Annotated in this window: 11 protein-coding genes; 3 read left to right on the top strand and 8 right to left on the bottom strand. The window is 69.6% G+C overall.

Annotation, left to right across the window (positions count from 1 at the left end; translation table 11 throughout):
- Positions 1 to 35: 35 nt before the first annotated feature.
- The gene (alr, locus tag U1F38_RS09560) at positions 36 to 1,136 is read right to left on the bottom strand and encodes an alanine racemase (RefSeq protein WP_409986829.1); all 1,101 of its coding nucleotides are present in this window, start codon (positions 1,134 to 1,136) and stop codon (positions 36 to 38) included.
- 158 nt (positions 1,137 to 1,294) lie between these two features.
- Here alr and lplT point away from each other — a divergent pair, with 158 nt between their 5' ends.
- The 3 genes from lplT (at position 1,295) to U1F38_RS09575 (ending at position 4,709) form a co-directional block, all read left to right on the top strand.
- Positions 1,295 to 2,581, top strand: a complete 1,287-nt coding sequence (gene lplT / locus U1F38_RS09565) for a lysophospholipid transporter LplT (protein WP_409986830.1) — start codon at positions 1,295 to 1,297, stop codon at positions 2,579 to 2,581.
- Between the two features lie 438 nt (positions 2,582 to 3,019).
- Positions 3,020 to 3,898 carry a DMT family transporter gene (locus U1F38_RS09570; RefSeq protein ID WP_409986831.1) on the top strand — a complete coding sequence of 293 codons (879 nt, stop codon included), beginning with the start codon at positions 3,020 to 3,022 and terminating at the stop codon, positions 3,896 to 3,898.
- A 322-nt stretch (positions 3,899 to 4,220) separates the two neighbouring features.
- Complete coding sequence (locus tag U1F38_RS09575) at positions 4,221 to 4,709, top strand: glutathione peroxidase (RefSeq protein WP_409986832.1); 489 nt, start codon at positions 4,221 to 4,223, stop codon at positions 4,707 to 4,709.
- Positions 4,710 to 4,890: 181 nt separating this feature from the next.
- Here U1F38_RS09575 and glcF read toward each other — a convergent pair whose 3' ends face one another.
- From glcF to U1F38_RS09610, 7 genes are read right to left on the bottom strand one after another with little or no spacing between them, the layout of a single operon-like run.
- Positions 4,891 to 6,132, bottom strand: a complete 1,242-nt coding sequence (glcF, locus tag U1F38_RS09580; protein WP_409986833.1) for a glycolate oxidase subunit GlcF — start codon at positions 6,130 to 6,132, stop codon at positions 4,891 to 4,893.
- A gap of 57 nt (positions 6,133 to 6,189) precedes the next feature.
- A complete protein-coding gene (gene glcE, locus U1F38_RS09585; protein WP_409986834.1) occupies positions 6,190 to 7,260 on the bottom strand; it encodes a glycolate oxidase subunit GlcE in 1,071 nt (356 codons plus the stop codon).
- Between the two features lie 59 nt (positions 7,261 to 7,319).
- Complete coding sequence (locus U1F38_RS09590) at positions 7,320 to 7,766, bottom strand: putative toxin-antitoxin system toxin component, PIN family (RefSeq protein WP_409986835.1); 447 nt, start codon at positions 7,764 to 7,766, stop codon at positions 7,320 to 7,322.
- Between the two features lie 2 nt (positions 7,767 to 7,768).
- Entirely contained in the window at positions 7,769 to 8,758 is a 990-nt protein-coding gene (locus tag U1F38_RS09595) for a Bug family tripartite tricarboxylate transporter substrate binding protein (RefSeq protein ID WP_409986836.1), read from the bottom strand.
- Positions 8,759 to 8,779: 21 nt separating this feature from the next.
- Positions 8,780 to 10,633, bottom strand: a complete 1,854-nt coding sequence (locus tag U1F38_RS09600) for an acyclic terpene utilization AtuA family protein (RefSeq protein WP_409986837.1) — start codon at positions 10,631 to 10,633, stop codon at positions 8,780 to 8,782.
- Positions 10,630 to 11,418, bottom strand: coding sequence for an enoyl-CoA hydratase/isomerase family protein (locus U1F38_RS09605; protein WP_409986838.1), 789 nt, complete (start codon positions 11,416 to 11,418; stop codon positions 10,630 to 10,632). Before U1F38_RS09605 ends, U1F38_RS09600 begins: the two co-directional genes overlap by 4 nt.
- On the bottom strand, positions 11,415 to 12,677 hold the full coding sequence (locus U1F38_RS09610; protein ID WP_409986839.1) for a CaiB/BaiF CoA transferase family protein: 1,263 nt from the start codon (positions 12,675 to 12,677) through the stop codon (positions 11,415 to 11,417). Before U1F38_RS09610 ends, U1F38_RS09605 begins: the two co-directional genes overlap by 4 nt.
- Positions 12,678 to 12,823: the final 146 nt, after the last annotated feature.

Genomic DNA, 12,823 nt, shown 5'->3' on the forward strand with positions numbered 1-12,823 from the left:
TTCGATGACCGGATACTGGGGTCGCGGATGAACCATCACGCCGGGTCCACCCCCACCGGCACCCGCGGCGCCAGCGCGCACATCAGCTCGTAGCCGATGGTGCCGGCCGCCTGCGCCACCTCGTCGATGGGCAGCACGGTGCCGCCGCGGGCGCGGCCCCACAGCGTGACCTGGCTGCCTGGCGCGGCCTGCGGCACGGGCTCCAGGTCGATCGCCAGCATGTCCATGCTCACGCGTCCCAGGGTGCGGGTGCGCACGCCATCGACCAGCACCGGCGTGCCGGTGGGCGCCAGGCGCGGGTAGCCGTCGGCGTAGCCGCAGGCGACCACGCCGATGCGCATGGGCGCGGGCGCGGTGAAGGTGGAGCCGTAGCCGACGGTGTCGCCGGCCTGGAGCTGCTGCACGGCAAGCAGGCCGGCGTTCAGGCTCATGGCCGGTTGCAGGCCCCAGTGCTCGGCCGTGTGCACGGGGTGGTCGGGCGAGCCGCCGTAGGCCGCGATGCCGGGGCGCACCCAGTCGGCGCGCACGGCCCCCTCGTGCCCGTGGCGCAGGGTGGCGGCGCTGTTGCACACGCTGCGCTCGCCGGGCAGGCCGGCGGTGACGCGCTCGAACACGGCCCACTGCGCGGTGATGTCCCGGGCGTCGTCGGCGTCGGCAAAGTGGGTCATCAGCGCGATCTCATCGACCTGCGGCAGCGCCGACAGGCGCGCATGGGCGGTGCGATAGCGCCCGGGCGCAAAACCCAGGCGGTTCATGCCCGAGTTGAGCTTGAGGAAAACCCGGTGCGGCGCGTGCGTCTTGTGCATGGCCAGCCAGTCGATTTGCGCGTCGCAATGCACCGTGTGCCACAGGTTCAGGCGCGAGCAGGTTTCCAGGTCGCGCGGCTCGAACACGCCTTCCAGCAGCAGGATCGGTCCGCGCCAGCCCAGCGCGCGCACGCGCTCGGCCTCGGCCAGGTCGATCAGGGCAAAACCATCGGCGCCCCGCAGGCCCTCGTACGCGCGCTCGATGCCGTGGCCATAAGCGTTGGCCTTGACGATGGCCCACAGGCGCGCACCCGGGGCGGCGGCGCGCAGGCGCGCCAGGTTGTGGCGCAGCGCGGCGGTGTGGATGGTGGCCTGGATGGGGCGGGGCATGGCGAGGGGAGGACAATGGAGCGTGGCTGCCGATTTTGGCACCGCGCAACGCGTGTTTCCCCGACCCGCTCGGGTCGCACCTGCGTGCTATAACGCGCCACGTTTTCAGGTTACTGATTGTTGTCCCGCCCCACCCTTCGGCTTTCGTCCCTGCCTCGATGAAGCGCGGCTTCTACACCATCATGGCCGCGCAGTTCTTCAGCTCGCTGGCCGACAACGCGCTGTTCGTCGCGGCGGTCGAGTTGCTGCGCGCCGGCGGCGCCACCGGCTGGCAGCAGGCGGCGCTGGTGCCCATGTTCGCGCTGTTCTACGTGGTGCTCGCGCCCTGGGTGGGCGCGTTTGCCGACTCGCGCCCCAAGGGCTGGGTCATGTTCATCAGCAACGCCATCAAGATCGTGGGCTGCGCGTTGATGCTGTTTGGTGGCCACCCGCTGCTGGCCTATGCCATTGTCGGCCTGGGGGCGGCGGCGTACTCGCCGGCCAAGTACGGCATCCTGACCGAGCTGCTGCCGCCCTCGCAACTGGTCAAGGCCAACGGCTGGATCGAAGGGCTGACCATTGCCTCCATCATCTTGGGCGTGGTGCTGGGCGGGCAGCTGGTCTCGCCCCGGGTGGCGAACTGGCTGCTGGGCTTTGACTTTCCGCTGATCGACACGCCCGTCGACACGCCGCCCGAGGCGGCCATTGCCAGCATCGTGTTCATCTACGTCGTGGCCGCCGCCATCAACCTGCTGATTCCGAAGACCGGCGTGAAGATGCGCCGCCTGCCCCGGCGCGCCATGTGGCTGCTGCTGCCCGACTTCTGGCGTTGCAACCGCCGCCTGTGGCGCGACCGCCTGGGCCAGATCGCGCTGGCCACCACCACCCTGTTCTGGGGCGTGTCGGGCAACATGCGCTACATCGTGCTGGCCTGGGCCGCCGTGGCGCTGGGCTATGGCACCACCCAGGCGGCGGGCTTGGTGGGCGTGGTGGCGCTGGGCACGGCCGTCGGCGCGGTGGCGGCATCGGTGCGGGTGCGGTTGGACGGTGCGCTCAGGGTCTTGCCGCTGGGCGTGCTGATGGGGGTGCTGGTGGCGGCCATGGTGCTGGTGCGGCACCTGGGGGTCGCCGTGCCATTCCTTGTCCTGCTGGGTGCCTTGGGTGGCTATATCGTGGTGCCGATGAACGCGCTGCTGCAACACCGCGGCCACAACCTGATGGGCGCGGGGCGCTCGATCGCGGTGCAGAATTTCAACGAGCAGGCGGCCATTCTGGGCCTGGGCGCCTTCTACAGCGCCGCCACCGGCGCGGGCCTGCCGGCCTTTGGCGCCATCACGCTGTTCGGCGCCGTGGTGGTGGTCATGATGGCGCTGATTTGCCGTTGGCACCGTCACAACCAGCGCCACCATACGGCCGAGCTGGACCGACTGCTCGAACTGGCGCGCAGCGATCGTTTGCATCGCTGAAAAGTGGCTAACCCCCAGTCTCCACTCGCTGCGCGATGTTGCGCCCACCCCCTTGCAGGGGGCCGAGCCCGCGCACAAAAGGTCCAGTGGACCTTTTGTTGGCTGGCGAGGAGCCGGGCCACTGGCCCGGCGCGGCCTGCAAGGCTCGCCAGTGACCGGGGAGACCCCGGCCACGGGTGCCCTTGGATGGCCTGCTCCGCGGCCATTGGGTTCTTTGGGTTTCATGCTCTGCGGGTGGTGCGCAGCGCCATGGATAACTGAGATGAATCATCCCCAGGCTCCACACGCTTCGCGTTGTTTCTCCTCCCCGTGCGAGGGGGCATCGCCAGCGGGCGGGCCAAGCCCTTCCGCGGCGATCGCTGGCTTGGTCTGCTCCGAGGCCATCCGGCCCTCTCGAATTCAAGCGCCGCCTGTGCCTCGGATACGCCCTGACTCGGTGTGACTACCCCTGCTTTCCAAGACACGCGTTCGGTTGCCATCGGGCCAGCGCTGGCCCTGCTCTTCAACGCCACCGTGTGGGGCCTGGCTTGGTTGCCCTTCAAGGCGCTGCAGGCACGCGGGCTGCACCCGGTGTGGGGCACGGCCGGGGTCTATGTGCTGGCGTTGGCGGCGCTGCTGCTGTGGCGCCCGCAGGGCGCGCGCGCGCTGGCCACGCACCCGCGCCTGTGGGGCCTGGCGGCGGCCGCGGGCCTGACCAACGTGTGCTTCAACTGGGCCGTCACGGCGGGTGACGTGGTGCGCGTGACGCTGCTGTTCTACATGATGCCGGTGTGGTCCATCGGCCTGGCCTGGCTGCTGTTGGGCGAGCGGCCCACGCGCGCCGCAGCGCTGCGTCTGGCGCTGGCGCTGGCGGGGGTGGTGCTGGTGCTGTGGCGGCCCGGTTTGGCCTGGCCGCTGCCGCAAAGCGGGGCCGACTGGCTGGCGCTGGCGGGCGGTTTTTGCTTTGCGCTGACCAACGCGCTGGTGCGCCGCTGGCGCGACACGCCGGAGGACGGGCGCGCACTGGCCATGTTTTGCGGTGGCCTGGGCATGGCCACCGTGCTGGCGCTGGCGGGCGCCGCCGGGCCGTGGCCGGGCGTGCCCTGGAGCGCGTTGCCCTGGGTGCTGGTGCTGACCGTCGGCTTTCTGGGCGGCAACCTGGCGCTGCAATACGGCGCGGCGCGCCTGCCGGCGCAGGTGACGGCGCTGATCATGCTCTCGGAGGTGGTGATCGCCACCGCGTCATCGTTTGTGCTGGGCGCGGCGCACCCCACGCCCCTGGTGTGGGTGGGTGGCGCGCTCATCATGCTGACGGCGCTGCTGGCCGTGCGGCGCTGAGATGAAACACCCCAGTCTCCACTCGCTGCGCGATGTTTCGCCCACCCCCTGAAGAGGGCCGAGCCCGCGCACAAAAAGTCCAGTGGACCTTTTGTTGGCTGGCGAGGAGCCGGGCCACTGGCCCGGCGCGGCCTGCAAGGCACGCCCCTGGCCGGGGAAACCCCGGCCACGGCGATTGCTGGCTGGGCCTGCTCCGCGGCCATTGGCCTCTTTGGGTTTCATGCCTTGCGGGTGACGCGCAGCGCCGTGCAAAACTGACATGCGTTTGACTTGCTTGGCCGCGCGCCGCAAGATGGCACCGGATTTTTGATTGGAGCGCACCATGGCTGTGGCCGAACCCGTTGACCTGAAATTGCAAACGCTGGAGGGCAAGTCCGTGCCCTGGAAGCGCTATCGCGGCAAGGTGCGCCTCGTCGTCAACACCGCCAGCGCCTGCGGCTTTACGCCGCAACTGGGCGGGCTGCAAGAGTTGCACGAGCGCTATGGCCCGCAAGGCTTGGTGGTGCTGGCTTTTCCGTGCAACCAGTTCGGCATGCAGGAGCGCGGCAGCGCCGAGGAGATCGGCGCGTTTTGCCAGCGCAACTACGGCGTGAGCTTTCCGGTCATGGCCAAGACCGAGGTCAACGGCCTGCACACGCACCCGCTGTTTGCCTGGCTCAAGGCCGAGGCGCCGGGCCTGCTGGGCTCCAGCATCAAGTGGAACTTCACCAAGTTTTTGATTGGCCGCGACGACCAGGTGATTCGTCGCTACGCGCCGCAGGTCACGCCGGCATCCATCGGGCCGGATATCGAAGCGGCCCTGAGAGCTTGAGAGCCTTTTGCCCATGCCCGCTGATCACGCCAAAACACGCCCACTCGTCGCAAGCAAATGCTCGCCGTAGCCCGAGCTACGTCTGCGCCTTGCCTCTTGATAGGCCGCCTTTTGATGCGCTCCTGGGCTACGTCCAAAAAAACTCTCAACCTCTGGACGCTTGATGGCCAATCGCGAGCAGCTATGGTTTTGATAGAGCCTCGTCCAACACCTCGATCCAGTGCCGCACCGGCACGTCGGTGCCGGCCTGCAGGTGCGTGATGCAGCCGATGTTGGCCGACAGGATGGCGGCCGGGCGCTCGGCTGCCGTCTCGCCCTGCAGGTGGCCCAGCTTGCGCTCGCGCAGCCTCTTCGACAGCTCGGGTTGCAGCACCGAGTAGGTACCGGCCGAGCCGCAGCACAGGTGCGCCTCCTGCGCGGCCGGGCGCAGCGTGAAGCCCAGTTGCGCCAGGTTGGCCTCCACCCCGCCGCGCAGCCGCTGGCCATGCTGCAGCGTGCAGGGCGCGTGCCAGGCCAGCACGTCGGTGCGCGGGCGCACGCGCTCTTGCAGCGCCGCCACCAGCTCGGGCAGCAGCTCGCTCACGTCCAGCGTCAGCTCGGACACGCGCTGCGCCTTGGCGGCGTAGCGGGCGTCGCCCTGCAGCAGGTGGCCGTAGTCCTTCACCAGCACGCCGCAGCCCGAGGCGTTGATGACGATGGCCTCGACCGCGCCGCGCTCGATGTGCGGCCACCAGGCGTCGATGTTGGCGCGCATCTGCGCCCGGCCGCCGGCGTCGTCGGCCAGGTGGAACTTGACGGCGCCGCAGCAGCCCTGCCCGCGCGGGCGCACGCATTCGATGCCGGCGGCGTCCAGCACGCGCGCGGTGGCGGCGTTGATGTTGGGCGCCATGGATGGTTGCACGCAGCCTTCCAGCAGCAGCACCTTGCGCACGTGCCGGCGGCGCGGCCAGGCGCCGGTGTCGCGCCGCTCGGGCACCTTGGCCTTGATCGACTCGGGCAGCAGCCCACGCACCGCCTGGCCCAGGCGCATGGCGGGGCCGAACAGCGGTGAGGACAGGCCGGTGCGCAGCAGCGCGCGTTGGCGTGCGTCGGCGGCCGGGCGTTCGACCTTGCGCTCGACCACCTGGCGGCCGATGTCCACCAGGTGGCCGTATTCGACACCGCTGGGGCAGGTGCTCTCGCAGTTCAGGCAGGTCAGGCAGCGGTCCAGGTGCAACTGGGTCTCGCGCGTCGGCGCGTGGCCCTCGAGCACCTGCTTGATCTGGTAGATGCGCCCGCGCGGGCTGTCCAGCTCGTCACCCAGCAGCTGGTAGGTGGGGCAGGTGGCCAGGCAAAAGCCGCAGTGCACGCACTTGCGCAAAATGGCCTCGGCCTCCTGGCCTTCGGGGGTGTTCTGGAATTCGGGCGCGAGATGGGTTTGCATCAGAGGGGCGTGTTTTTCTTGCGTGATCAGCGGGCGTGAGCCAACGACAGCCGCCGCTCAAAAATCCGGGCTCATGCGGCCAGGGTTGAGGATGCCGGCCGGATCAAAAGCCTGCTTGAGTTGTGCATGAATCCGCGCCAGCGCCGGGGGCAAGGGCGTGAACACCGGCACCCGTTCGTCGCCGCCGCGAAACAGCGTGGCGTGCCCGCCCGCGCGCGCGGCGGCGGCACGCACCTGCGGCGCGGCCTGTGGCGGCAGGCGCAGCCAGCGCAGCGCGCCATGCCATTCGATCAGCGTGGGCCCCAGGTTGAGCGGCGTGGCGGTGTCGGGCACGCTGACGCGCCACAGGGCCTCGCCCGGCGCCAGGCGAAAGGAGGACAGCGACTGGTCGCGCACGGCGGCCCACTGGCGCGTGGCGCGCTCGGGCTCCAGCGCGCTGCCGCCCATGCCGCGCTGGGCCGACTCGATGGCCGCACGCGCGCCGCGCAAGCGCACCGCCAGCTGGCCGCCCGACCAGCAGCTGGCGTTGATCGGCAGCGGCTGGCTGCACCAGCGGTTGAGCTGCTGGCGCGCGCTGGTCTCCGACAGCTCGAACAGCAGCGTGCATTCGGCCGGCGGCAAGGGCAACACCTTCAGGCTGACTTGCACGATCACGCCCAGCGTGCCCAGCGAGCCGGCCATCAGGCGGCTGACGTCGTAGCCGGCCACGTTTTTCATCACCTGGCCGCCAAACTTCAGCAACTCGCCCTTGCCGTTGAGAACCTGCACCCCCAGCACATGCTCGCGCACGCCGCCCACGCTGGCGCGCGCCGGGCCGGCCAGGCCGGCGGCCACCATGCCGCCCACGGTGCTGGAGCTGCCGAACTGCGGCGGCTCGAACGGCAGGTATTGGCCATGCTCGGCCAGCCGCGCCTGCAGATCGAGCAGCCGCGTGCCGGCGCCCACGGTCACCACCAGTTCGCTGGGCTCGTAGGCCTCGATGCCCGCCAGCGGGCGGGTATCCAGCAATTCGCCATGCAAAAGCTGACCATAAAAGTCCTTGGTGCCGCCCCCCCGGACGCGCAGCGGGCGCCTTTGCTCGGCCGCCTTGCGCAGCTTGTCGGCCATGGTTTCGAGTGCGTCTTGCATGGGGCGCAATGGTAAACCCGGATTGCGGTCGCGTTCGGCGCGGGTGACGTCTGGAAACCCTATTCTCGGGCGCTGCCGACCCAGTCGCCCGCATGCACCGCCACGCCCAGCGGCGCCAGCCGCCGGCCCAGGGTCAGCACCTCGCGGTCCTTGCTGAACAGGTGCGCGCGCCAGGCCATGGCCAGGTCGATGAACATCTGGTCGTCGGCATCGGCGCAGCGCACGGCACTGGGCGGCGCGGGAGGCGTGGGCTCGGCCCAGTGGTCAAAGGCGGCCAGCACCTGCGCCGCATCGCGCTGGCGGCGCTGCAACTGGGCGGCGATCAGCGGGTAGTGCAGTACACGCGCCAGCTCGACGCGCATTGCTGCCGTGGCAAGCCAGCGCACCGCGCCGTCCTGCACCGCCCGCCTGAGCGCCGCCACCTGCGGGTCGTCGAACAGCCACAGGTCGAGCACGCGGTTGGTGTCGATCACTACCGCGCCGGCCGGGCCGATGGGACGGTGCAAGATCAACCCACGCCCAGCTTCAAGCTGCGCACGAAGGGCACCCAGCGCTCGCGCTCGCTGCGGCCAAAGGCGTCGGCCTGGGCGGGGGTGGAGGGGCCCAGGTTGTCCGAGCCGCCGCGTGCCAGGCGATCCTTCATTTCCGGCAAGGCCAGGGCGGCGTTGAGGGCCTGGTTGAGCCGCGCGATGTCGGCGTCGGGCACCTTGGCGGGGGCGAACAGGCAGTTCCACGAATAGGCGTCGTACTCGCGCAGGCCTTGCTCGGCAAAGGTGGGCACGTTGGGGATGACGGGGCTGCGCCGCTGGTCGCCAAAGGCCAGCAGGCGCACGCGGCCTTGCTGGGCCATGGGCTGCGAGGTGATGATGCCGTCAAACACCATGTCCACGTGGCCGCCGGCCAGGTCGGCCATGGCCGGGCCGTTGCCCTTGTAGGGGATGTGGTTCAGCCGGATGTCGGCGGCGCGCGCAAAAGCCTCGCCCACGATGTGGCTGATGGAGCCGGCGCCCGCCGAGCCGTAGGTGAGCTGGCCCGGGTTGGCGCGGGCGGCAGCGATCAGCTCCTTCAGCGTCTTGGGGCCGCTGGCCTTGCCCGCCAGCACCAGGGGCGTGCGACCGATCAGGCCGATCTGGCGCAGGTCGGTCTCGACGTCAAAAGGCAGGTGGCGGTACAGCGCCACGTTCATCACCATTTGCGAGCTGGTGCCCAGGCCCAGGGTCAGGCCGTCGGGCGCGGCCTTGGCCACCGCCTCGGTGCCCAGCGAGCCGCCGGCGCCGGGGCGGTTCTCGACGATCACCGGCTGGCCCAGCAGTTCGGCCATGTCGCGCGCCAGCTCGCGGGCGATCAGGTCGTTGGCGCTGCCGGGGCCAAAGCCGACGATGATGCGGATGGGGCGATGGCTGGCCGACTGGGCCCAGGCCGCGGGCGCGGCGAGGGTGCTGGCCAGGGCGAACAGCGTGGTGCGGCGGTCGATCCGCAAGCGGCGAGGTTCGGTCATGCGAAGTCTCCGACAAGAAGATCAGGACAGCCAGGACTTGGGCGCGCGTACCGGCAGCGCCAGCAGGATTTGCCCCATGCCCTTGCCCAGCGGATCGTTGCGCAGCGAGGCCATGCCGCCGCCGCCCAGCGCCTGCTCGCACACGAAGTTGAAGGCGTGAATGCCGGGCACTTCAAAGCGCGTGACGCGACCCTTGACGAGGTGCGCCAGATGCTCGGCCACGCGCGCCTCGGTCAGTTGCGTGCGCAGCAGCGGCAGCCACTCGGGCTTGCGTGCGATCACGCCGATGTTGGAGGTGTCGCCCTTGTCGCCCGAGCGTGCCCAGGCCAGAAGGATCAGGGGGACTTCGACGGTGTCGGTATCGGTTTCTATCGAATGGATAGCTGCTTGCGCTTGTTCAGTGCGGGCGGAGGCCGGATTTGATTCATGACCTTCGGGGCTTGAGGAAGGCGGCTGGCCCTCACCCCGGCCCTCTCCCGCAGGCGGGAGAGGGAGTGAAACCGGGGCGCCATCCAGCGTGACTGCCGGCGTCACGCGTGCCTTGTCCAGCAGGAAGGCGTATTGCCGAATCAGGGGCGAGACGCCGGCACGCCCGCCGCCCGAGCCGGTGGTACCAGGCGCAAACGAGGTGCCGGCGGGGGCGATCTCGCGCGCCAGCAGCTCCAGCGCGGCCTTGTCGGGGTGGCGTGCGGTCAGGCGCAGGATGGCTTCGCGCGTTTGCTGTGCGGCGGGCGCAGCCAGCGGGCCGTAGCAGGACTCCGCGCCCAGCACTTCGATGTTCGTGGCGCTGAAGGGCGCCAGGCCCTGCGCGGCCAGCAGCTCGCCCACGCGTTCCAGGATGGCCTCGCCGGTGCGCTGCGCCTTGGCGGCGGCGTCGAAGCCGACGATGGTCAGCTGCGCCGAGGTCTTGAAGCCGTCCAGGTAGGTGCTGCTTACCTTGTAGCTGGCCGTCGGCGCCCGGCCGCGTGCGCCGCTCACGTGCACACGATGCGCGCCGGCCTGCACCATGCGCACCTGCGTGAAGTCGCACACCACGTCGGGCAGCAGGTAGTGCGCCGGGTCGTGGATTTCGTAGAGCAATTGCTCGGCCACGCATTGCGGCGCGATCAGCCCGCCGGTGCCCTTGGGCTTGGTAACGTCGAAGCTGCCGTCCGACCTGCACTCGACGATGGGGTAGCCGATGTGCGCCCAGTCCGGCACGTCCTGCCAATCCGTATGCAGCCCGCCCGTGCCCTGGCAGCCGCATTCGATGATGTGACCGGCCAGGCACGCGCCGGCCAGTTGGTCGTATTGCTGCGGCGTCCAGCCGAACTCGTGCATCAGCGCGCCCAGCGTCACGGCCGAATCGACGCAGCGGCCGGTGATGACGACTTGCGCGCCGGCATCGAGCGCGGCCTTGATCGGTGCTGCGCCCAGATAGGCGTTGGCGGTGACCACCTTGGCGGGCAGGGGCTTGCCGCTTTGCAGCTCGGCCACGGGCGGCTGGGCGTTGCGCAGATCGGGCAATAGAGGCATCACGTCATCGCCCGTGACGACGGCGATCTTGACCTCGACGCCCTGCTCCTGGGCCAGCGCGCGCAGCGCGGCGGCGCAGCCTTCGGGATTGACGCCGCCGGCGTTGCTGATCACGCGGATGCCCTTGGCCACCACGTCTTTCAGCACGCTTTTCATCGCCACCGTCACGAAATCGGTGGCGTAGCCCAGCTCGGGCTTTTTCATGCGCGCGGCGGCCAGGATGGACATGGTCAGCTCGGCCAGGTAGTCGAACACCAGGTAGTCGATCTGGCCGCTTTGCACGAGTTGCGGCGCACCCACGCTGGAGTCGCCCCAGAAGCCCGAGGCGCCGCCGATGCGAACGATCTTTTCTTGGCTCATGTTCCACTCCATTTCGGCTTGCGCTTTTCACGGAAGGCGGCCTGCCCCTCGGCCGCGTCGTCGGTCAGCGCGAACAGCGCGATCTGGCTTTCGGTGAAAGCCATGGATTCCTCGAACGACATCGCGCCCGTGCGCTTCATCAGATACAGCCCGCGGCGGATCGCGGCGGGGGACTTGTCGAGAAAGCGATCGAGCAGCGCCTGCACGCCCGCGTCCAGGTCCTCGCTCACCCGGTTGATGAGGCCGATCTGCAGCGCCTGCTGCGCGCTGATCGGCTCGCCGGTGATGCACAGCTCGGCGAGAGCCCGCGCGCCGATCAGATGCTGCAGCACGGAGAGCACCTGCGCCGGGAACAGACCCACCTTGACCTCGGGCAGCCCGAAGATGGCGTGCGGCGCGGCCACGACCATGTCGCACATGGCCATCAGCCCCATGCCGCCGGCCATGCAGGCGCCGTTGACGCGTGCGATCAGCGGCACGTTCAGGCGCCGACTGACGCGAAACAGGTTGGCGATGCTCTGCGAGGGCTCGGAATAGTCGAACTTGAAGGACTGGCCGGTAGCCAGGTCGGCGCCGGCGCAAAAGGCCTTCTCGCCCGCGCCAGTGAGCACGATGGCGCGCAGGCTGCGGTCGTCGTTGGCGGCGCTGAGCGCTTCGGTCAGGCCGGCCACCACGGCCGGGCTCATGGCGTTGCGGCGCGCCTCGCGGTTGATGGTCAGGTGCAGCACGCCGCCGTCCTGGCGGCTCAGCAGATCGGGCGCGTTGGCCGAGGGTTCGGTGCTCATGCGAAGGGCTCCTTGGGATGGGGTGCGGGTTTGGCGTTCGAGCGCTTGGCGCCTTGCGCCAGCACCACGTCGATCTCGGCCTGGCCCATGCCCGCTTCGCGCAGCACCTCGGCCGTGTGCTGGCCCAGCATGGGCACGGGCGTGCGCTGCGTTGGGGGCGTGCCCGACCATTCGCTGGGCACGGCGGTCTCCAGGATCTTGCCGACCACCGGGTGCTCGGTGTGCTCGAAAAAGCCCGTCGCGGCCAGGTGCTCGTCGTGCAGCAGGCTGTCGAACGTGTGCATCGGGAAGATCGGGATGTCGGACTCAGGCAGCAGCGCGCGCCACTCGGCCGTGGTGCGGTGCGCCAGTTCGTCGGCCACCATTTGGTACAGCGCGTCGATGGCCTGCGTGCGGGTGCGGATGTTGGCAAAGCGCGGGTCGGTCTTGAGCAGTTCGCCCTTGCCCACGGCGTTCAGAAAGACGTCCCAATGCCGGTCGGTGTAGATCAGACAGCACACATAGCCGTCCTTGGTCTTGTAGGGCCGGCGGTTGGGCGACATCAGGCGCGGGTAGCTGAAGCCCGCCTTGGGCGGATCGAAGGTGTGGCCGTACAGGTGATCACCGAGGATGTAGGGGATCATGGTCTCGAACATCGGAATCTCGATGCTCTGGCCCACGCCGGTGCGCTCACGCGCATACAACGCCGCGCTGATGACGCCAAAGGCATACAGGCCCACCGAGCGGTCCGCAATGGTGATGGGCAGATAGCGCGGTTCGCCGCCGGAAGCTTCGCCCACGGCCGCCGCCAGGCCCGTGGCGGCCTGAATCATGTCGTCGTAAGCCGCCTTCGGTGCGTACGGCCCGCGCTGCGAGAAGCCCACCATGGCGGCGTAGATCAGGCGCGGGTTCACCTCGGCCAGTTGCTCGTAGCCCAGGCCCAGGCGCCGCATGCCGGCCGGGCGCACGTTGGTGGCCAGCACGTCGGCGTCCTTGGCCAGGCGCAGCAGCGCCGCCAGGCCTTCGGGCTTCTTCAGGTCGAGCACGATGCTGCGCTTGTTGCGGTTCAGGCCCATGAACAGCGGCCCCAGGCCCACGTCGCCGTGGGGGCCGATGCTGCGCGTGGAGTCGCCGCCGGGCGCCTCGACCTTGATCACGTCGGCACCCAGGTCGCCCAGCAACTGGGTGCACGAGGGGCCCATGAACACGGTGGTCAGGTCGAGCACGCGCACGCCGTGCAGGGGGCCGGTCGATGTTGGGCTTGTGGTGCGATCGGTCATGCTCGCCGGGGCTCCTTGGTGTGGTTTTCAGACGCGGGCAGGCACGATCATGGCCTGCGTGGGGCCACCACTCGCAGCGGTGCATTCGAACGAGTTGCCTTCGGGCATGGGCGTCTCCAGGTCGGTATATCGAGTCGTCCGAGAAG

It is taken from the genome of Ottowia sp. (assembly GCF_046348305.1).
GTDB lineage: Bacteria > Pseudomonadota > Gammaproteobacteria > Burkholderiales > Burkholderiaceae_C > Ottowia.